19 protein-coding genes are annotated in these 20,466 nt (G+C 71.4%); 11 read left to right on the top strand and 8 right to left on the bottom strand.

The genetic code is table 11. The annotated features are described in order from the left end of the window. The first annotated feature begins 72 nt into the window (after positions 1-72). Positions 73-1,347, top strand: coding sequence for an aspartate kinase (locus ACZ6SA_RS39515; protein ID WP_347647570.1), 1,275 nt, complete (start codon positions 73-75; stop codon positions 1,345-1,347). Further along, positions 1,344-2,405: an aspartate-semialdehyde dehydrogenase gene (locus ACZ6SA_RS39510; protein ID WP_347647571.1), complete on the top strand. Its 1,062-nt coding sequence runs from the start codon at positions 1,344-1,346 to the stop codon at positions 2,403-2,405. The genes ACZ6SA_RS39515 and ACZ6SA_RS39510 overlap by 4 nt, the downstream gene beginning before the upstream one ends. Before the next feature lie 55 nt (positions 2,406-2,460). On the opposite strand, the gene ACZ6SA_RS39505 is transcribed toward ACZ6SA_RS39510, so the two are convergent. Further along, positions 2,461-3,360, bottom strand: a complete 900-nt coding sequence (locus tag ACZ6SA_RS39505; RefSeq protein ID WP_347647572.1) for a hypothetical protein — start codon at positions 3,358-3,360, stop codon at positions 2,461-2,463. Positions 3,361-3,534: 174 nt separating this feature from the next. Between ACZ6SA_RS39505 and ACZ6SA_RS39500 the strand changes: the two genes are divergently transcribed. From ACZ6SA_RS39500 to ACZ6SA_RS39485, 4 genes are all read left to right on the top strand, one after another. Further along, the gene (locus ACZ6SA_RS39500; protein WP_347647573.1) at positions 3,535-4,203 is read left to right on the top strand and encodes a TetR/AcrR family transcriptional regulator; all 669 of its coding nucleotides are present in this window, start codon (positions 3,535-3,537) and stop codon (positions 4,201-4,203) included. Between the two features lie 75 nt (positions 4,204-4,278). Then, positions 4,279-5,238, top strand: coding sequence for an LLM class F420-dependent oxidoreductase (locus tag ACZ6SA_RS39495; protein WP_347647574.1), 960 nt, complete (start codon positions 4,279-4,281; stop codon positions 5,236-5,238). An 8-nt stretch (positions 5,239-5,246) separates the two neighbouring features. Further along, positions 5,247-6,665 (top strand): amidase, encoded by a 1,419-nt coding sequence (locus ACZ6SA_RS39490; protein WP_465834034.1) that lies wholly within the window; start codon positions 5,247-5,249, stop codon positions 6,663-6,665. A 67-nt stretch (positions 6,666-6,732) separates the two neighbouring features. Beyond that, positions 6,733-7,086, top strand: coding sequence for a YkvA family protein (locus ACZ6SA_RS39485; protein ID WP_347647576.1), 354 nt, complete (start codon positions 6,733-6,735; stop codon positions 7,084-7,086). Here ACZ6SA_RS39485 and ACZ6SA_RS39480 read toward each other — a convergent pair. From ACZ6SA_RS39480 to ACZ6SA_RS39465, 4 genes are all read right to left on the bottom strand, one after another. Next, positions 7,083-8,279: an amidohydrolase family protein gene (locus ACZ6SA_RS39480; RefSeq protein WP_347647577.1), complete on the bottom strand. Its 1,197-nt coding sequence runs from the start codon at positions 8,277-8,279 to the stop codon at positions 7,083-7,085. The genes ACZ6SA_RS39485 and ACZ6SA_RS39480 overlap by 4 nt on opposite strands. 91 nt (positions 8,280-8,370) lie before the next feature. Further along, the gene (locus ACZ6SA_RS39475) at positions 8,371-9,105 is read right to left on the bottom strand and encodes a tyrosine-protein phosphatase (protein ID WP_347647578.1); all 735 of its coding nucleotides are present in this window, start codon (positions 9,103-9,105) and stop codon (positions 8,371-8,373) included. Between the two features lie 9 nt (positions 9,106-9,114). Beyond that, positions 9,115-9,924: an SURF1 family cytochrome oxidase biogenesis protein gene (locus tag ACZ6SA_RS39470; RefSeq protein ID WP_465834031.1), complete on the bottom strand. Its 810-nt coding sequence runs from the start codon at positions 9,922-9,924 to the stop codon at positions 9,115-9,117. A gap of 47 nt (positions 9,925-9,971) precedes the next feature. Then, entirely contained in the window at positions 9,972-10,451 is a 480-nt protein-coding gene (locus tag ACZ6SA_RS39465; RefSeq protein WP_347647580.1) for a winged helix-turn-helix transcriptional regulator, read from the bottom strand. A 59-nt stretch (positions 10,452-10,510) separates the two neighbouring features. On the opposite strand from ACZ6SA_RS39465, the gene ACZ6SA_RS39460 reads away from it, so the two are divergent. Together ACZ6SA_RS39460 and ACZ6SA_RS39455 are read left to right on the top strand one after the other, a co-directional pair. Next, positions 10,511-10,996, top strand: coding sequence for a GNAT family N-acetyltransferase (locus tag ACZ6SA_RS39460; RefSeq protein WP_347647581.1), 486 nt, complete (start codon positions 10,511-10,513; stop codon positions 10,994-10,996). Between the two features lie 26 nt (positions 10,997-11,022). Then, the gene (locus ACZ6SA_RS39455; protein ID WP_347647582.1) at positions 11,023-11,619 is read left to right on the top strand and encodes a TetR/AcrR family transcriptional regulator; all 597 of its coding nucleotides are present in this window, start codon (positions 11,023-11,025) and stop codon (positions 11,617-11,619) included. On the opposite strand, the gene ACZ6SA_RS39450 is transcribed toward ACZ6SA_RS39455, so the two are convergent. Next, a complete protein-coding gene (locus tag ACZ6SA_RS39450) occupies positions 11,567-11,899 on the bottom strand; it encodes a hypothetical protein (RefSeq protein WP_465834028.1) in 333 nt (110 codons plus the stop codon). The genes ACZ6SA_RS39455 and ACZ6SA_RS39450 overlap by 53 nt on opposite strands. Positions 11,900-12,050: 151 nt before the next feature. Between ACZ6SA_RS39450 and ACZ6SA_RS39445 the strand changes: the two genes are divergently transcribed. Beyond that, positions 12,051-13,448, top strand: a complete 1,398-nt coding sequence (locus ACZ6SA_RS39445) for a DUF7059 domain-containing protein (protein WP_347647584.1) — start codon at positions 12,051-12,053, stop codon at positions 13,446-13,448. Between the two features lie 273 nt (positions 13,449-13,721). On the opposite strand, the gene ACZ6SA_RS39440 is transcribed toward ACZ6SA_RS39445, so the two are convergent. Both ACZ6SA_RS39440 and ACZ6SA_RS39435 read right to left on the bottom strand, forming a co-directional pair. Then, positions 13,722-16,829, bottom strand: a complete 3,108-nt coding sequence (locus tag ACZ6SA_RS39440; RefSeq protein ID WP_465834026.1) for an AfsR/SARP family transcriptional regulator — start codon at positions 16,827-16,829, stop codon at positions 13,722-13,724. Between the two features lie 474 nt (positions 16,830-17,303). Next, a complete protein-coding gene (locus ACZ6SA_RS39435) occupies positions 17,304-18,578 on the bottom strand; it encodes a pyridoxal phosphate-dependent aminotransferase (RefSeq protein WP_347647586.1) in 1,275 nt (424 codons plus the stop codon). A 79-nt stretch (positions 18,579-18,657) separates the two neighbouring features. On the opposite strand from ACZ6SA_RS39435, the gene ACZ6SA_RS39430 reads away from it, so the two are divergent. Beyond that, a complete protein-coding gene (locus tag ACZ6SA_RS39430) occupies positions 18,658-19,680 on the top strand; it encodes a LysR family transcriptional regulator (RefSeq protein ID WP_347623018.1) in 1,023 nt (340 codons plus the stop codon). A gap of 110 nt (positions 19,681-19,790) precedes the next feature. Then, positions 19,791-20,462 carry a ribonuclease HII gene (locus ACZ6SA_RS39425; protein ID WP_347647587.1) on the top strand — a complete coding sequence of 224 codons (672 nt, stop codon included), beginning with the start codon at positions 19,791-19,793 and terminating at the stop codon, positions 20,460-20,462. Positions 20,463-20,466 lie beyond the last annotated feature (4 nt).

The following is a 20,466-nucleotide window of genomic DNA, read 5'->3' as shown; positions in this document are numbered from 1 at the left end:
GGTATGGCCCATCGGGCGCATGAGACGGCTTCAGTAGACTGGCAGCTCATAGTCCAGACCGGGAGACTTCTTGTGGCCCTCGTTGTGCAAAAGTACGGTGGTTCGTCCGTCGCCGACGCGTCCTGCATCAAGCGGGTCGCGCAACGGATCGTCGCGACGAAAAAAGCCGGCAACGACGTGGCCGTGATCGTCTCCGCGATGGGCGACACGACGGACGAGCTGCTCGACCTGGCCGAGCAGGTGTCGCCGCTGCCTCCTGGCCGCGAGCTCGACATGCTGCTGACCTCGGGCGAGCGCATCTCGATGGCCCTGCTGGCGATGGCGATCGCCAACCTCGGCCACGAGGCCCGCTCGTTCACCGGCTCGCAGGCGGGTCTGATCACCAATTCGGTCCACGGCAAGGCGCGCATCATCGACGTGACGCCGAGCCGCATAAGCGAGGCGATCGACCAGGGCCACATCGCGATCGTGGCCGGCTTCCAGGGTGTCTCGCAGGACACGAAGGACATAACGACGCTTGGTCGCGGCGGCTCCGACACCACGGCGGTGGCGCTGGCGGCGGCGCTCGAGGCCGACGTGTGCGAGATCTACACCGACGTCGACGGGGTCTACACCGCCGACCCGCGCATCGTGCCCGCGGCGCGGCAGATCCCCAGGATCTCCTACGACGAGATGATGGAGATGGCCGCCTGCGGGACGAAGATCCTGCACCTGCGCTGCGTCGAGTATGCTCGCCGCTTCAACCTGCCGATCCACGTACGCAGCTCGTTCAGCACCAAGGAAGGCACGTGGGTCGTCTCCGACCCTTACAACGAAGGAACCGAGATGGAGCAGCCGATCATCTCCGGCGTCGCGCACGACCGGAGCGAGGCCAAGATCACTGTTGTCGGGGTGCCCGACAAGGTCGGCGAGGCTGCCTCGATCTTCAAAACGCTGGCCGACGCCGAGATCAACATCGACATGATCGTGCAGAACGTCTCGGCCGCGGCCACCGGTCGCACCGACATCTCCTTCACGCTGCCCACGGCCGACAGCCAGGCCGCGCTGACGGCGCTGAAGAAGATCCAGGAGCGGATCGGTTACGAGTCGCTGCTCTTCGACGACCAGATCGGAAAGGTGTCGCTGATCGGAGCGGGCATGCGCTCGCACCCCGGCGTCACGGCGACGTTCTTCGCGGCCCTCGCCGACGCGGGGGTCAACATCGAGATGATCTCCACGTCGGAGATCCGCATCTCTGTCGTGGTCGGAGAGGACGGTGTCGACGCGGCCGTGGGGGCCGCCCACCGTGCCTTCGATCTCGACGCCGACCAGGTCGAAGCCGTGGTGTATGGAGGAACCGGACGATGAGCAGCAGGCCCAACCTGGCCCTGATCGGCGCGACCGGCGCCGTGGGCACCGTGATGCGCGACATCGTGTCGACGCGTGAGGACATCTGGGGCGAGATCCGTCTCGTCGCCTCGGCCCGTTCGGCGGGCAAGGTCCTGCGCGTACGCGGCGAGGACGTCGTGGTCCAGGCGCTCGCGCCCGAGGTCTTCGACGGCATCGACGTGGCCATCTTCGACGTGCCCGACGAGGTGTCGGCCGAGTGGGTGCCGATCGCGGCCGCCCGCGGCCCCGTCGTGATCGACAAGTCGGGCACGTTCCGCATGGAGCCCGACGTGCCGCTGGTGGTGCCCGAGGTCAATCCGCTCGACGCGCGCAACCGGCCGCGCAACATCATCTCCACGCCCAACTGCACGACGTTGTCGATGATGGCGGCCATGGGCGCGCTGCACGCCGAGTTCACGCTCACCGAGCTGGTCGTCGCCTCCTACCAGGCGGTGTCGGGCGCCGGCGTGGCCGGTTCCGCGCGGCTCTACGACGAGGTCGAGGCCCTGGCGGGCGACCGCAGCCTCGGCCAGGTGGCCGGTGACGTGAGCAGGGTGCTGGCCGACAAGCTGCCCGGCGAGTCGCCGTTCCCGGCGCCGGTCGCGTTCAACGTGGTTCCGTGGGCCGGCTCCTACAAGGACGGCGGCTGGGCCTCCGAGGAGCTCAAGCTCCGCAACGAGTCCCGCAAGATCCTCGGCATCCCCGAGCTCAAGGTCTCCGCGACCTGCGTGCGCGTTCCCGTGATCACGACTCACTCGCTGGCCGTGCACGCGCGGTTCGAGCGCGAGATCACGGTGGCCGACGCGCATCGCGTGCTGGAGGCGGCGCCGACGGTGGTCCTCATGGACGACCCGGCGGGCGGGGTGTTCCCGACGCCGCTCGACGTGGTGGGCAACGACCCGACCTACGTCGGCCGTGTCCGCCAGGCGGTCGACTTCCCCAACACGCTCGACCTGTTCGTGTGCGGAGACAACCTGCGCAAGGGGGCGGCGCTGAACGCGGCGGAGATCGCCGAGCTGGTCGCGTCCGAGAGGTGACCGGATGATGTGGTGTGACGCCGTGGGTGCCGCACGGCGTCCGCCGCAGGGCACGTCACCGGAAAAGGATGTCCCAGTGGTCGCCTTCGTCGGCGAAGACGGTGCCTGATCCGGATCGGTAGAGCCGGGCGCCGTCGCTGCGGACTCCGGCCCGGTCGCTGACCTTCTTGATGTGCCGGTCGATGCAAGAGTTGTGTGAGATATCCAGCTTGTAGCCGTTGCCGTGGCTGTACTGGCCCGGCGCGTGGCCGGTCTCCGTGCCGCCCGTCACCATGACCGGGCAGCCGCTCTCGCGCTTCAGCTGGATGATGCCGGCGACGGTCCCGGCACGCACGGAGTCGAACGAGGTGCAGTGGCGCCGGTGCTTGCTCGTGCAGTTGCCGGTCGACTTCGTACGCAGGCCCGAGCTCCGCAGCCAGCCGGCGGCGGTGGCGTGGGTCAGCTGCGCGGCCGCCTGCCGGGGCATCACGCGTGCCAGGTCCACGCTGGCGCGCTTGTGAGCCTTGTGCCGCCGTGTGTGGCGCTTCTTGGCCACCTTGGTGCGTTTTCGTGCCTTGGCGGCCTGTGGCCGGCGTTCGGCGGGCGACAGGTTCGCCCGCGGCTGGGCCGGCCACGGCTGCGCGTGTGTGGTGTCCGGCGCCTGCCTGCCTTCCGTGAGCCACCGCAGGTCGTCCAGCGGCCAGTTTCGCAGGGCCGCCAGATCGTCACGGTTCATCATGTTCTCGCGCGCCCAGGGGCCGGCGGGAAGCGGCCAGTTCTCGGAGGCGCTGGACTGCGTCTCCGCCATGGCTGCCCCCAACGGTTGCGGGAGGGGATCCTCCCACCCGCCGGGCCCGGCCTCGTTGGGGCCGCTTCCTGTCCGCTCCCCATCGGGGTGGGTGGCGGCGGAGGCGGCCGAGGCCAGCGCGATGATGGTGATCTCTATGCCGAGGAGCGCGACTACGATGAGGCGCACTGTTCCACGTATCCACATGTCGATGCCTTTTCGCGGAAATAGCCCTTCCGCCTGAAACGACAATCCCACCATTCACAGGAGATAACTCATGCCGCGGATGCAACTTTGCCGTGGATCGGCGATCACCGTGCGGCTCCATGACCTAACCAGCTTTCCCGACGTACAGTGACGAACGTGCCCGAAGCCCGAAACCGCGGATCGGAGAGCACCCGGGAGCTCATCGTCGAGACGGCGTTGCGGCTGTTCAGGGAGCGCGGCTTCGACGCGACCACCATGCGCGCCATCGCCGCGGAGGCCGGGGTGTCCGTGGGCAACGCCTACTACTACTTCGAGAGCAAGGAGGCGTTGATCCAGGCGTACTACGACCGCGCCCAGGCCGAGCACGAGGAGGCCTGCATGGAGTTCCTGGCGACCGAGGAGGCGTTCGCGGCCCGGTTGAGCGGGGTGCTGCGCGAGTGGGTACGCGTCTCCGAGCCCTACCACGAGTTCGCCGTGAAGTTCTTCAAGCACGCGGCCGAGCCGACCAACCCGCTGAGCCCGTTCAGCGAGCAGTCGTCCCCGGCGCGGGAGGCGTCCATCGCGATCTACCGCCAGGTCGTCGAGGGGTCGCGCGACCGCATGAACGCGGAGCTGCGTGAGGAGCTGCCCGAGCTGCTGTGGTTGTTGTCCATGGGGATGGTGCTGTTCTGGGTGCACGACACCTCGCCGGGGTGCGCGCGTACGTACCGGCTGATCGAGGTCACGGTGCCGCTGGTGGACCGGCTGGTCGGGCTGTCGCACCTGCCGGGGCTGCGGGGGATCACGAAGGACTTCATCGCGGCGGTCCACGAACTCCGCGCCTAGCCTCCCATACCGAGCGGTTGGTAGGGTTGACCGGCCAGCGTCCAACCGCGGGCGGAACCGAGCCGGAGGCCGTGCATGACGCAGAAGTGGGGCATGACCATTCCCTTTTACGACCGCTCGCTCGCGCGGTCGCAGGAGCTGATCGCGCAGCTGCCCGGTCTCGGCTACACCGACGCCTGGTCGGCCGAGGTCAACGGCGTCGACGGGTTCACCCCGCTGGCGCTGGCCGCGCAGTGGGCGCCGGGGATCAGGCTGGGCAGCGCCATCGTGCCCGTCTCGACGCGCGGTCCCGGGCTGCTGGCCATGTCCGCGGCCACGCTGGCCGATCTCGCGCCCGAACGGTTCGTGCTGGGCATCGGGGCGTCCTCCCCGGCCATCGTCGAGCGGTGGAACGCCGGCACCTTCGACAAGCCGTACGCGCGCACCCGCGACACCCTGCGGTTCCTCAAGAGGGCGCTGGCCGGTGAGAAGGTCTCGGAGGCGTACGAGACGTTCGAAATCAAGGGGTTCCGGCTGGAGCGGGCCCCGAAGGCGCCGCCGAGAATCGTGCTGGCGGCGCTGCGGCCGGGCATGTTGCGGCTGGCCGCAGCCGAGGCCGACGGCGCCATCACCAACTGGCTCTCCCCACAGGACGTACGCCGCGTGCGCGCCGAGATCGGCCCCGGCACCGAGCTGATCGCCCGCCTGTTCGTCTGCGTGAGCGAGGACGCCGCCCAGGTGCGCGAGATGGCCAGGCGGATGCTGGCCGGCTACCTGACCGTCCCGGTCTACGCCGCCTTCCACGACTGGCTGGGGCGCGGCGAGACGCTGCGGCCGATGCACGAGGCCTGGGCGGCCGGCGACCGGCAGGCCGCGCTGAAGGCCATCCCCGACGAGGTGGTCGACGACCTCGTCGTGCACGGCGACGCGGCCACCTGTCGCGCCAGGATCCAGCAGTACGTGGACAACGGGCTCGACACCCCCGTCCTCGCCCCCATCCCCGGCGGCGAGGTCTCCATCGACCAGGCGGTGCGCGACCTGGCTCCCCGGGCGTAGGAGGCGACGTGGACGACGTACTGAGGCTGGACGCGGTCGCCCAGGCCCGGGCGGTCAGGGAGGGACAGGTCTCGGCGCGCGAGCTGGCCGAGGCCGCGATCGCCCGCATCGAGGCCCGCGACGGCGAGCTGAACGCCGTCATCCACCGCCGTTTCGAACGCGCGCTGGCCGAGATCGACGCCATTCCTGCGCAAGCGCCCTTCAGAGGGGTGCCGATCCTGCTCAAGGACCTGGGCTGGCGGCAGGCGGGGGAGCCGTACAGCGCGGGCTCCTCGGTGCTCGACGGCGCCGTGGACGCCCCCGACGGGTACGGCGTCGTCAGCCTGCGCGAGGCCGGGTTCGTCGTGCTCGGGCGGACCAACACCCCGGAGTTCGGCTCCACGATCACCACGGAGCCGCTGGCGTTCGGGCCCACGCGCAACCCGTACGATCCGGCGTACTCCGCGGGCGGGTCGAGCGGCGGCTCGGCGGCGGCGGTGGCGGCCGGGATGGTGGCGCTGGCCACCGCCAGCGACGGGGGCGGCTCGATCCGCATCCCGGCGTCCATGTGCGGCCTGGTGGGGCTCAAGCCGACGCGCGGGCGGGTCAGCCTGGGCCCGGCCATGGGAGAGGGGTGGAGCGGGTTCTCGTGCCCCGGGTTCGTCAGCAGGAGCGTGCGTGACACGGCGGCGGCGCTGGACGTCGTCGCGGGCATGCGTCCCGGCGACCCGTACGACGCCCCGCCGTTGCCGGGCCCGCTGGCCGCGGAGGTGGGGGCGGATCCCGGGCGGTTGCGGATCGGGTTCCTCGCCACGCATCCCCGGGGCGACGTGCCGGAGGAGCCCGAGGTCGCGGAGGCCGTCACGAGGGCCGCGCAGCTGCTGGAGTCGCTGGGCCACGACGTCGCGCCAGGAGGCCCCGAGGCGCTCGCGGAGCCGGACTTCACCCGGCACTTCGGCGCCATCGTGGCCGACCACCTGGCCGCGCAGGTGGCGGGCCTGGGCGCGGCGCGCGGCAGGCCCGTGGACGTGGAGGAGCTGGAGCCGCGCAACGCCGCCATGGTCGGCGCGGCCCAGGGGCACAGCGCGGCCGACCACATCCTGGCCACGCAGTGGATCGACGGCTTCCGCCGGCGCATGTCCGCCTGGTGGGCCGCCGGGCACGATCTGCTGCTGATGCCGTCGCTCGGGGTCGCGCCGTTCCCGCTGGGCTGGATCCCGCCGAACGACCTCAGCGTGAGCCTCGGCAGGACGATGCACGCCGTGGCCTACACCTCGCCGGTCAACGCGACCGGGCAGCCCGCCGTCTCGCTGCCCCTGCACAGGACCGCGGCGGGGTTGCCGGTGGGCGTGCAGCTGGTGGCGGCGGCCGGCCGGGAGGACCTGCTCGTCAGGGTGGCCGCGCAGGTCGAGCGTGCTCGCCCGTTCGAGCATGCGGCGCTGGCCTGATCGGCAGGAACTCGTGGCGGCGGCGACGCGTTATGTCGTGAAGAGCCACGGGTAGGGGGTTGTCATGATGGCAAAGGCAGCACGCGCGGCGGCGGCGTGGCGGACCTACCGCGAGGTGACCAGACCCGGGTCCCCCGCCTTGATGACCAGGGTCCGCGCGATCCCGCGGATGATCGGCGCCGTCATGCGCGGCCAGTACGACGGCATGGGCAAGGGCAAGCTGGGCCTGCTCGCGCTCGGCGTGGTCTACATCCTGTCGCCGGTCGACGTCCTGCCCGACTTCCTCATGCTGATCGGCGTCGCCGACGACTTCGGCGTCTTCCTGTGGCTGCTCGCCTCCCTGCTGGGCGAGAGCGGGCGCTACGTCCAGCACGAGCGCAGCGTCATCCAGGGCCGCGTCGAGGGCCTCGAACAGGCCTAGATCTCCTCCATCCGCAACCAGGCGCGCGACGGCAGCGGGTGGCCGAAGAGGCGGGCCGCGTTGCCGTACGCGACCCGTGCGATGTCGGCGGGCGGCAGCGTGCCGAGGTTGTGCGCGACCGACTTCTGGGTGTCGGGCCAGGTCGAGTCGGAGTGGGGATAGCCGCTCTCCTGGAGCACGTGGTCGAGGCCGACGGCGAGCCGCACTCCCGACAGCGCGTGGTCGTCGCGCGTGCCGAAGAAGAAGTTGCGGCGCAGCACCTCGCTCGGCTTGAGCCCGCCCTCCCATGACGCCTCACCGGCGACCGGGTGGTCGAGGGCGTAGTCGGCCCGCTCGGCCAGCATCGGCAGCCACCCGACGCCGCCCTCCACGATGAGGATGCGCAGCGCGGGGAAGCGCAGCGGCAACCCCGACCAGAGCCAGTCGGCGCAGGCGAACATGGCGCTGGTCGGCATCAGCGTGGTGATGGCCTCGAGGGGCGTGTCGGGGGAGGGCACGGGCGACCACGACGCGTCGCCCGTGTGCAGGGCGACGACGGTGCCGGTCTCCTCGCAGGCCGCGAAGAACGGATCCCAGTGGCCGGAGTGGATCGACGGCAGCCGCAGCCTGGTCGGGAACTCGGGGAACACCACGGCCTTGAAGCCCTTGGCGGCGTTGGCGCGGATCTCCTTGGCGGCGAGGTCGGGATCGGGCAGCCACGGGAGCTGCAGGCCGATGACGCGCTCGGGGTAGGTGCCGGCCCAGACATCGATGTGCCACTCGTTCCACGCCTTGACCAGGGCCAGGCCGAGCTCCTGGTCGCGGGTCCTGGCGAACGGCATGCCCGACTGGCCGGCCAGCATGCCGGGGAAGCAGAGCGCGGCCCAGATGCCCGCGACGTCCATGTCCTTGATGCGTGCCTCGATGTCGTGGCAGCCCGGGCGCATGCTGTCGAACCTGACGGGGTCGAGGGTCCACTGCTCGCGCGGCAGCCCGGCGCCGACGTCGATGCCGGCGCACGGGTAGGTGGCCCCGCCGTAGCGCCAGACCTGGTGACCCGCCTCCGTCTCCACGACCTTGGGCGCGACTTCGGCGTATTTCTCCGGCAACCGGTCATCGAACAGGTCGGGAGGCTCGATCAGGTGATCGTCGGCGGAGATGATCACGTAGTCGCGCCGCCTCGGGTCTGGGTCGGGGAGCAGCGGCGTAGTCACGCACGTAACCGTACGACGAGGGGATAACGTCGAACAAGCTGCGACGTATCCGTTGGGTCTCCGAGATCAACACATCGGGAGCCGACTCGTGTCAAGGCGCCTCCGTCAACAGGTGGTCGCGCAGCTCGTCGACGGTGTCCTGGGCCAGGCCGAGCACCTGGTCGGCGTACGCCTCGACCGAGCCGTGCCGGTGTACGAGGTCGGTCAGGAAGAGCCGCATGGTCTCGGCGGGGGCCAGACCGAACCCGGGCCACGGAGAAGTTCCCGGGTGTCTCCTGCCCCAGTCGGCGATGAAGCGGTCGGTGGCCAGCCCGGTGAGCGCGTAGTCGGCCACGATGTCGTCCTCGCCGACCCCCGCCAGCGACAGGACCAGCGCGGTGAGCACGCCGGTGCGGTCCTTGCCGGCGGCGCAGTGGATGACGGTGGGGGCGTTGTCGGCCCGCGCGATGGTCTCCAGCGCGGTCCTGAGGTTCGCCACGCCGTCCTCGGTCACCTCCAGGTAGCGGTCGGCGAGGTAACGCTCGATGCCGATCTCCTCGTCGTAGGTGGTGGCGGTGTCCCAGCGGCGGCCCTCGACGGGCAGGTTCTGGTAGAGCAGGCCGTCGGACCGGGGCACGCGGCCGTACCTCTCGATCTCGAACGCGTGCCGCAGGTCGATGACGGCGCGTACGCCCAGGTCGCGGAAGGTCGTGAGATCGTCGCCCGCCAGCCAGCCGAGGGAATCGGCCCGGTAGAGCCGCTGCCACCGGACGACACGCCCATCTTTCGTGAAATATCCGCCTACGTCGCGGAAATTGCAGAGGTTGGTGAACTTGATATGCCGCACTTCACCACCTTAGCGGGGTGCGCTCTCCGCTTCCTCGGCCTGCGACGCCCCCTCCGAGCCCTTCGCGGCCGCCGCCCTCCGCTCGGCCACCTCGCGGCGGATCAGCAGGATCCACCCGCCGACGGCGATGCCGATGAACAACCACCATTGGACGCCGTAGGCCAGGTTGAGCCCGCCGCCGGCGCCCACGTCGGGCTCCGGCACCGGGGCGGGCGCCGCGGCCGGCCGCGGCTGCTGTTCCGTCAGCTCCACGTAGCCGCCCACCAGCGTGTACGGCAGCCCTTTCCCGATCCTGTCGACGTCGATCAGCAGCACCTGGCCAGGAGGCAGCCCTGAGCGCTCGCGGATGCCGCTGGACTCCTCGGTCTCGCCCGGGCGCAGCCGGCCGGTGACCGTCACCTGCCCGGCGGGAGGCGGCGGGACCTCGGGCGGGGTGTCGGCGGTGGCGCCCGCCTTGACCCAGCCCCTGTTGACGATCACCGCCGTGCCGGGGCCGGTGACGAGCGGGGTCAGGACGTAGTAGCCGGGCCTGCCCTCCTGAGGGCGCCGGCGGACGACCAGGGCGTGGGACGGGTCGTACGTGCCCGCCACCGTCACCTTCCTGAACCGGTCGTCCTCGCGGACCGGCCGGCCGGGGGCCGCCAGCCGCTCCAGCGGCACGGGCGCGGCCTCGATGTTGGCGGTGACCCGCTCGCTGTTGGCGGACCGTTCTTCGAACCGCCCGAACTGCCACCGCCCGAGGAACACGAAGGCGGGGATGACCAGCAGCACCACCACGTGGAGCGCGAGCCATCGAGGCGTCAGCAGGAACCGGTACACGCTCTCAAGACTAGGCGCAAGGAGGGGCGCCACCTGCGGCGGGCCGCTCACGCGCTCCTGAGTTCGGCGCTCTCGCCGGGGACGGGCGTGACCTCGCGCGGGCCGCTCACCTCGTGGCCGTCCTCGCAGCGGAACTGCAGCTCGACGGGGGCGCCGCACCCGCGGTGGGTGAGCCGGACGGGCGGTCCTTCTTCGCCTGTCAGGTATTTGTCGCCCCAGTGCATGAGCGCGACCATCAGCGGATAGAGGTCGCGGCCCTTGTCGGTGAGCCGGTATTCGTCGCGCTGGCGCTGCCCGGGCTCGCGGTAGGGCTCCTTGCGCAGCAGGCCCTCGTCGACCAGCCGGGCCAGGCGGGCGCTGAGCACCTGGCGGGGGGCGCCGGTGATCGCCTGCATGTCGGCGAAGCGCCGCACGCCGCTGAACGCCTCGCGCAGCACGAGGAAGGTCCACTTCTCCCCGACGATGTCCAGGGTGCGCTCGATCGAGCAGTTGTCCGCTCGGAGACCCATACGAGACGGCACGTTCATCTCCCTATCATACCTGAGTTCAATTGACAGACTCAGGAGCGACAGGGCAGGCTGAGTTCATGCACGGAACTCAGATCCGCCAGGCCTGCTCTGACGACGAGGAGCGGATCAGACGCTTCCTGGCGGGTTTGTCGCTGCACACGCAGACGCTCCGCTTCTTCACCGGCGTCGCCAGCCCCGCCGCCGGGCTGGTGCGCGCGCTGCTCGCGGTGGACGAACGCCGCGACGCCCTCATCGCCACCACCGCCGACGGGGAGATCGTCGGCCACGCCATGAGCTATCGGGGCGAGTGCAGCGACGTGGAGATCGCCGTGGTGGTGGCCGACCGGTGGCAGGGGTTCGGGCTCGGGCCGCGGCTGGTCGACATGCTGCTGATGCGGGCCGCCGTGCGCGGGGCGAAGACCGTGGCGATGGACGTCCTGGGCGAGAACCGGCGGGTGCTCAGGCTCATCCGCAGGCTCTGGCCGGACGCCCAGATGACGGTCACCTCCGGGTCCGTGGCGGTGACCGCTATGATCAATCAGGCCGGGCCATTTGCGGAATAACGTTCTGGTGGCACACCATTGACAGCGTGAAGAGTGTCAAGAACGGACGCGACGGCCGGACCCGCATCATCGAGGGTGCCCTCCGCCGGTTCAGCCAGGACGGGGTCTCCGCCACCACGCTGGCCAGCCTTCGCGAGGAAAGCGGCGTGAGCGTCGGCAGCTTCTACCACCACTTCGCCAGCAAGGAACACGTCTTCGGCGTGCTGTACGCCGAGATCCTCACGGCCTACCAGAGCGCCTTCCTCGCCGAGCTGGTCAGCCACGAGGACGCCCGCGACGGCATCGAGGCCGTGGTGGCCTTCCACATGCGCTGGGCGGGCGAGCACCCCGAGCGGGCCAGGTTGCTGGTCAGCGAGCGGCCGCCCCGCAAGAACGAGCCCGGCGGCGCCGAGGTGGCCGAGGAGCGCCGCGCGTTCTTCCGCAAGGTCTCCGACTGGTGGCGCCCGCACATGAAGAACGGGCTGCTCCAGCCCGTCCATCCGACCATGTGCTACGTGTTGTGGCTGGGGCCCGCACAGGAGATGTGCCGCCTGTGGTTCGCGGGCGCCCACACGCCGACCGACGAGGAGATCAGGGGACTGGGCGAGGCGGCCTGGCAGAGCCTGCGCCAGCGGCCCGAATAGCGGGCACCCTCCAGCTGCCCCTGCCGAGCGAGATGTCGAGCCGCAGGTCGCCGCGGCGCCTGCGCAGGCCGGGCACGCGTACGCGGGCGAGCACGGCGTACCTGCCCTGACGCGGATAGCCGAATCCGAGCTCGCCCGGCAGCACGCGCAGGTCGTCGCGGTTGCCGCAGCGCGGGCAGGTCCACGAGACCAGGTCCATGCCGCGGTGGTAGCTGGAGCAGGCGCGGAAGTAGTCGTCTGGAACAAATCGGGAATCGCAGGCCAAACAGGGGATCAGCATGAGTCCGCTCCTCCGGATGACGCGCTGGCTTCTCTAGACATATCGCGTCCCGGATGACCGGCGCAGGCAGAGTGCCGGGGCGGATCGGTAACAGTATGAACACTCTCGGTATCGGATCATGCGTAGGAGTCCGCGATGAAAGGATGGACTTGTGGAACGACTGCGTGATCACCTCCTGGAGACCGGTTACACGATCGACGGCGTACGCGAGCGCCTCGGCGCGATGGCCGCCTCCGCGCTGTCCCGGGAGGAGCTGGTCCCGGCGCTGCGCGCCACCGCCGACGGTGATCCGCTGGCGACGCTGATCAGGTTGTGGTGGCTCGGCGTTCCCGTGCCTGCGAGCGCGCTCCCGCCCGCCGTCACGCGGTCCGGGCTGGTCGAGACCGACGGCGACGAGGTCCGCGCGACGGTCCACCTGCAACCCTGGGAGACCGGCGGCTACCTCGTCTCCGACCGCAAGGTCCGGCCGGGCGATCCCGCGCTGCGGCCCGACCACGTCGTGGGGGCCGGCGGCGCCTCGGCCAACCTGGCCCAGCTCGTCACCCGCCGCCCGGTCGGGCGCGCGCTCGACCTCGGCACCGGGTGCGGGGTGCAGGTGCTGCATCTGGACGGGCGGGCCGAGCACATCGTGGCCACCGACCTCAACCCGCGGGCCCTTGAGCTGGCCAGGCTGAGCTGGGAGTTGTCCGGCGTCGCAAAGGTGGACGCGCGCACCGGGTCGATGTTCGAGCCGGTCGAGGACGAGTTGTTCGACCTCGTCGTGAGCAATCCGCCGTTCGTGATCGGCCCGGAGGGGAGGCTGACCTACCGCGAGTCGGGCGCCGAAGGCGACGGCTTCTGCCGCGACCTGCTCCGCGGGACGCCCCGCCATCTCAGCCCCGGCGGACAGGCCCACTTCCTGGCCAACTGGCTGCACGTCGAGGGCGAGGACTGGCACGACCGCGTCGGCGGCTGGCTGCGCGAGACCGGCTGCGACGCCTGGGTGGCGCAGCGCGACGTGCAGGACCCCGCCGAATATGTCGAGCTCTGGCTCAGGGACGCCGCCGAGCAGGGCACCAGGAGCTACACGGAACACTACGACCGCTGGTTGTCCTGGTTCGAGGAGCGCAAGGTCGAGGCCATCGGATTCGGCTGGATCACGATGCGCAACTCGGGCACGCTCGACCCGGTCGTGCGCGTGGAGCAGCTCACCCACCAGGTCAGCCTTCCGGTCGGCGACTACGTCGACTCGGTGATCGACGCCGTCGCGGCCGCCCACCGGGCCGGCGACCTCGACGCCGCGCGGCCGCGTACCGTCGAAGGCCTGCTCGACGAGCGGATCGGCCTGCCGGGCGCGGAAGACCCGATCCGCATCGTGCTGCGGCAGACGCAGGGGCTGCGCCGCACCAGGGAGGTCGGCACGGTGGAGGCCGCGCTGGCCGGCGTCTGCGACGGCGAGCTGGCGCTCGGGCCGCTGCTCAACGTGATCGCCGAGCTGGTCGGCGACGGCGAGATCCCCAACGCCGACGCGGTCAGGCCCCTCATCGCCGAGGGATACTTCCTGCTTTGATCCGGCATTGATCGGACGTTGACACCGCGGGTGGAGGCTCGAGGCCAGGCACGGCCTTGGGGGGTTCGAGGGCCGTGTCAGGTCCGGCCGGTCGTCTATGTGAGGCGGCTGCCGCCTCGCGGAGCATCCCGATGACCGGGCCCCCTAGCGACGCGTGGCGGCGAAGGATGACCGGCCGGGCCGAACTTCAGTCGATCACGAGCACATCGTGACTCCCGAAGGACAGCCTTGATCAACCATGTGTGGATGACACGTCTGGACGACGAGCTGTACTCAGGACTCGACGACGGTCTCGCCGTCAGTCCCGGCGACGGGCTCGCCAGTGGGGGCGCCAGTGGAGATGCCAGTGGTGATGCCAGTGGAGATGCTGGCGGGCTCGTCGGTGGGGGCGCCGTCGAGCAGGACCTTGAGATCGCCGGCCTCGGGAGCGCCGAGCCGGGAGAAGATCTCGAAGGCCTGCCGTAGGCAGTCGAGACTCCTCCCCACGCTGCCGGGTCCGTGATCGAGGCCGCGCAGCGCCTTGCCGAGGACGGTGAGCGAGAGCGCCTCGCCGTAGGGATGGCCGATCTCGCGGGAGACCACGAGGGCCTGCTCGGCGTGGCGCACGGCCTCGGGGTAACGCTCGGCGGCGATGAAGGTCTCGGCCAGCCTGGAGCACACGCGCTGCTCCCAGACCCGTTGCCTGCTGGCCCGGAAGAAGGCCAGGCACTCGGCGTGGTGGTGCACGGCCTCGGTGAGCCGGCCGACCCGGGAGAGCACGATGCCGAGGTGGTAGCGGGCGCGTGCGGTGCCGGCGCCGCTGCCGATCTCGGTGAAGATAGCCAAGCCCTTCTCCGCGGCCGCGATCGCGTCGTCAGGGCGGCCCAGGCCCAGGTGGTCGCGGGCCGAGTAGCTGAGCACCAGGGCCTCGCCGGCCGGCACGCCGTTCTCGCGGTAGAAGCGCATCGCGGAGTCGAACAGGGACAGCGCCTCCGTGTGGCGGCGCTGCCTGCCGACCACGACGGCCAGGGCGTTCAGCACCTCACCGGTGACGACCATCTCGCCGCGCTCGCGCGACAGCTCGTCCACGCGCCTGAAGTGCTCCTCGGCCGCCCTCAGCCGGTTGCCCGCGAACAACACCCGGCCGAGCACGTAACGGGCACGCAGCTCGCCCGCGGTGTCGTCCATGGCCAGCGCGGCCGCCAGCACCGCCCGCGTGCTCTGGTCGAACTCGCGCGTGTGCGTGCCCGACTCCAGCAGCGGCTCCATCGCCACCAGCAGGTCGGCGGCGGGCAGGAGGTGCTCGGCGGCACGCGCGGACGCGGCGGCCTGGTTGATGGCGGCGAACAACGAGTCGCCCTCGGCGATCAGCCACGCCACGGCCTCGTCCACGCTCGTGAACGTGCGCCCGCTCCCCACCACGACCAGGTTGGCCGAGATCATGCTGCCCTCGTACGCCAGCCGGTGCGCGGACTGGGCGGAGGCCAGGTAGAAGCCCAGCAGCCGGCGCAGCGTCATCGTCCTGGCCTGGGGCCGCTCCGTCTTCTCCAGCTCCCGCCTGGCGAACAGCTTGAGCAGGTCGTGGAAGCGGTAGCGGCCCGGCGCGGGCGCCTCCAGCAGGCTGGCGTCCACGAGCGACTCCAGCACCTCCTCGGCCTCGAACGCGCTCATCGACAGCACGGCCGCCGCGGCCCCCAAGGAGATGTCGGGGCCGTTGGGCAGCGCGAGCAGCCGGAACGCGCGGGCCTGCGGGGCGTCCAGCTGCCCGTAGCCGAGCGCGAACGTGGCCTCGACGGCCAGGTTGCCCACCCGCAGCTCGTCGAGGCGGCGCTGCTCGTCGGCCAGCCTGGGCACCAGCGAGGCGACCGTCCACGACGGGCGCGCGGCCAGCCTGGCGGCCACGATCCGCACCGCCAGCGGCAGGAACCCGCAGGCGGCCACCACGTCCATGGCCGCGCCGCGCTCGGCAGAGACGCGCTCGGCCCCGGCCACGGCGGTGAACAACGCCAGGGCCTCGTCCGGCTCCATCACATCGAGGTCGACCAGCCGCGCCGACGGCAGGTCGGCCAGCTTGCCCCGGCTGGTGACGACGGCCGCGCACCCCGCGGAGCCGGGCAGCAACGGGCTGACCTGCTCTGCGTCGCGGGCGTTGTCGAGCAGCACGAGGATGCGGCGCTCGGCGAGGATCGACCGGTAGAGGGCGGAGCGTTCCGCGAGGCCCTCCGGGATGACGTCCGGCGGGACGCCGAGAGCGCGCAGGAAGGCTCCGAGCGCCGACTCGGGCGCGGTGGCCTCGCCGGAGTAGCCGCGCAGGTCGGCGTAGAGCTGGCCGTCGGGGAAGACCTCGTCGACCTGGTGGGCGACGTGCACGGCCAGCGCTGTCTTGCCGACGCCGCCGATGCCGGAGATAGCGACCACCGGCACGCCCTCGGGCGACGACTGGGCGGGCGAGCCGGCCGACACCATCGTGCGCAGGCGTACCGCGATCTCCTTGCGGCCGGTGAAGTCGCTGACGGCGGCGGGCAGTTGCGCCGGGCGCGGCAGGTCGAGCGCCTGCGGCTCCTCTTCGTCCCGCGGCTCTGCGGCGTACGCCTCGTCGTCGGGGACGGGCGCGGCGGCCAGGGTGGGGTCGGCGGCCAGGATGCGCTGGTGCAGCGCGGTCAGCTCGGGGCCGGGCTCGATGCCCAGCTCGTCGACGAGCGCCTCGCGCGTCTCGGTGAACACGTTGAGCGCGTCACCCTGCCGGCCGCAGCGGTAGTAGGCGAGCATGAGCTGGGCCCGCAGCCGCTCGCGCAGCGGGTGGTCGGCGGTCAGCGCGATCAGCTCGGAGACGACCTTCGCGTGGTTGCCCAGCTCCAGGTCGACGTCCATGAGCGTCTCGACCACGCTGATGCGGCGCTCGACCAGCCGGTCGCGCTGGTGCTCGGCGTACGGCCCGACGGCCCCGGCCAGCGGCTCGCCCTCGAACAACGACAGCGCCGCCCGCAGCGCCCTGGCGGCCTCGGACAGCCTGCCCGCCTTGCGCGCGGACTCGGCCTCGCGGATGCCGCGTTCGAAGCGGGTCAGGTCGAGCGCGTCGCCGGCCAGCCGCAGCGCGTAGCCCCTGCCGATCGACGTCAGCAGCTCCGGGCGGGAGCGGGCGGGCCGGTCGGGTTCGAGCACCGTACGGAGCCTGGAGACGTAGGTGCGCAGGGCGCCCAGGGCCCGCGGCGGCGCGTCCTCACCCCAGACCGCGTCGATCATCTCGTTGGGGGTGACCGCGTGCCCTTCCCGCAGCAGCAGCATGCCGAGAATGGAACGCTGGAGCGGGGTGCCGAGGTCGAGTTCCCGGCCATCACGCCACGCGCGGACAGGACCGAGCACGGCGAACCGCAGCTCGCCTGGAACGCTCTGACCAGCCATGCCGTCTGTCTCCAAGCCAATGGAACGATTTGCTACCAAATGATAGATCCATCGTTGCTCGTCACCTAGATGCCGGCTGATCGTTCACCGGGCCGTTGATCCGCCGTTGATCAGGCGTTGAGCTCGCCCCTGGATGCTGGTGGCCGGCTGGGTATGACACTCAGATCGGCACCGAGCACACGCGGGGGCGTGTCATACAGAGCGCCGGCAGGCAGGCAAAAATACCGGCCCCGCCCAGAAAGTTCGGGCGGGGCCGTGACGGACGGATGATCAGGACGCCTCGGCCGCTGCCGGCCTCATGGCGATCCGCCAGGAGCCCGGAGCGGGCATGGGCACACGATGAGCGGGTGTTCATACGCGGGAAACTCTTTCGCCGGCGGCTGCGGACGGGGTGTCTCCGCAGGATGACGACCCTTTGTGGGGGGTGGGGCAACCGGCTCACGGGACTTATGGGGCTGTCGGGAAGAGGATCGCCTAGCCGCTGCAGGGGGCGGGTACGAGCGCGGGCGCCTGCGCGGAGCGTACGAGCGAGAGCTCTTTCAGTCCCATCGACAGATGGTTGAGGTTGGCCGCGATCCACGGGAGCTGGAGCGGGTCGGGGCTGGTCAGAGCGGTCAGCCGCTCCTGCGCGGACTCGCCGTAGAGCAGGCTCACCGCCACTCGCATCCGGGCCGCGGCGGGGTCGTCGCCGAAGGCGTGCCCCGGCAGGACGCCGATGCCGTGGTTCTCCAGCAGAAGTTTGGTGATCTCGGCGGAGCCGCCGAGTCTCAGGTGGCTGAGGTCGGGGTAGAGGTAGAAGCCGCCCTGCGGGGCGGGCACGTCGGCGCCGATTTCCAGGAACCTGTCACGCACGGCCCGCGCGACCAGGCCGTGCAGCCGGCGGCTGCGGGTGATGCGCTCGGTCAGCTCGCGTGGATCGCTGAAGGCGTAGGCCGCGGCCTCCTGTACGGGTGCCGCGGGCGCCGACCAGATCTCGCTGGCCACCGCGAGCAGGCGGGCCCGCAGTGCGTGACCGTCGTCGGGGAGCCGGGCGACGCCGATCCGCCAGCCGCCCAGGGCCAGGCTCTTGCTGAGGCCGGTGGTGACGATCGTGCGCTCGGGTGCGAGGTCGGCCGGGGAGGTGTACGGCAGGGCGGGGTCGTGCAGCAGGTCGCGGTAGATCTCGTCCGAGATGATCATCAGGTCGAGCTCGCGGGCGACCTCCACCAGGCGGCCCACGGTCGCCGGCGTGGCCAGCCGTCCCGTCGGGTTGTCGGGCAGCGTGACCAGCACCGAGCGCACCGTCCTGCCCTGCGCCCTGGCCAGCCGCACCTGGGCGGCCACCAGGTCGGGGTCGGGCACTCCGCCCTCTCCTGGAGGTGCGGGCACCAGGATGGGGCGTGAGCCCACGAGATCGGCCTGCGCGGCGTAGCTGACCCAGCTGGGCATGGGCAAGACGATGTCTCCGCCGATCGCCAGGAGCAGGCCGTACAGCAGTGACTTGCTGCCAGGTCCGCAGACGATCAGCTCGGGGTCGGTGATGAGCCCCCGTCGTGTCCAGTAGCCCGCCGCCGCGACCCGCAGTCCGGGCGCCCCCGCGACCGGTCCGTAGCCGTTGTGCTCCGATGCGGCGGCCAGCCTCTCGCGCAGCGCCGGGTGGACGGGCAGACCGGCCTCACCGAAGGCCAGGTGCAGCACACGTTCCCCGGCGCGTCGTCTTCGTTCGATGTCCTCATTCGCCGCCAGAGTGGCGGACAGAGTTACCGTCATGTTTGTCACGTTCCCAGGGTGGTTGCCAACAGGCATCAGGACAAGCGAGGCTTTTCGTGGGTAGGCATAAGGAAGTCTGATGCTGGAATTGCGGCGTTTGGTGCTGATCTGCGAGTTCGCACGCCGAGGAAGTATCTCGGCGACTGCCGAGTCGCTGGGGTACAGTCCTTCGGCCGTCTCGCAACAACTCGTCGCGCTCGAACGCGAGACCGGCACGGCGCTGATCGACAGGACCGCGCGCAGCGCCGAGCTCACCGACGCGGGCCGCCGGCTGGTCATGCACGCGGAGCGCATCCTGTCCATGGTCGAGGAGGCCGAGTCCGACCTGTCCGCGCACGCGGGCAAACCGGCGGGACGGGTGGTCGTCACCGCGTTCCCGACGGCGGCGGTGGCGTTCGCGCCCGCGCTCGCGCGCTCGCTGCGCCGCCACACGGAGCTCACGCTGCGGCTGGGGCAGAGCCGGTCGGGGCGCGGGCTGCGCGAGGTGCAGTCGGGCGAGGTGGACATCGCGCTCGTGGACGACTGGTACGGCCGGGTACGTGACAGCGACAGCCTGCGGGTGTTCCCCCTGCTGCGCGACCCCCTCGTGCTCGTCGTGCCGCGCAAGCACCGCCTGGCCGACCCGGAGGTGCCGCTGGACCTGCGCGAGCTGCGGGACGAGGCGTGGATGGCCACGCCCGACGGCGAGCCGTCGCGGCTGGCCGTGGACCGCCTGCTGGTGGACGTGGGCGGCACCCGGCCGACGCCGTGGGAGTTCGAAGGGCTGGGGACCATCCTGTCGCTCGTCGCCAAGGGCATCGGCATCGCCGCCGTGCCCGCGCTGGCGCTGGCCGCCGGGGTGCGAGGGCTGGCCGTGCGGCAGTTCCCCGGCAACCCGGTGGGCCGCGACGTGCACGCCGTCGCCAGAAGCTCCAGCGTCAACCGGCCGTCGGTGTCGGTGACGCTGCGGGCCATCCACGTGGCCGCCCGCTACATCGCGGCCGACCTCGAGCCGGTACGCCCGGCGGAGCGGCGGCGCCCCGAGGACGACATGCTCGCCGACTGGCCCGACGGGCCGGTCCGCTCGACCAAGGACGTGGTCGGCCGGTCGTTCGGCGAGTGAGGCGCCGGGCTTCGGCCACGACCGCGCACCGGCCGGTCGTTCGTCGAGGGAGACGTCGTTCGGCCACGACCCGCCCCCGGCCGGTCGTGGAGGCGATAGCGTCTGCGTCCATGGCGCCGACGTACGACATCGAGCACCTCCTGCTCTCCCAGCACAGCGTCCGCACGGTCGCGGGCGTCGACGAGGTGGGCAGGGGCGCGTGGGCGGGACCGGTCACCGTCTGCGCCGTGGTCACCGACCTGTCCGAGCCGCCTGCGGGCCTGACGGACTCCAAGCAGGTCTCCGCCGCCAGGCGTGCGCCGCTCGCCGCCGAGCTGGCCGCGTGGGCGGCCGGAGTCGGCTACGGCGAGGCCACCCACGAGGAGATCGACAGGCTCGGCATGACGCAGGCCCTGCGCAGGGCCGCCCGCCGGGCGCTGGAGGCGCTGCCCGTACGCCCCGACGCGGTGATCCTCGACGGCAAGCACGACTACATCGGCCCGCCCTGGCCGGTGCGGCTGGAGATCAAGGGGGACGCCGCGAGCATCTCGGTCGCGGCGGCGTCCGTGCTGGCCAAGGTGCGGCGCGACGCCTACATGGGGACGATCGGCTGCGACGAGTACGGCTTCGCCGAGAACGCCGGCTACCCGTCGCCGCCGCACCAGGAGGCCCTCGCCCGGCTGGGGCCCACCCCGCACCATCGTCTTTCGTGGTCCTACCTGGACGATCTGCCGCAGTGGCGGCATCTGAAGCAGCACCGTGATCCGCTGGCGGGGGAGGGGCAGGCGACGCTCTTCGGGTGAGCGG

This window comes from Nonomuraea sp. NPDC049378, from assembly GCF_055586745.1.
This window is presented reverse-complemented; position numbering and strand designations above follow the sequence as displayed.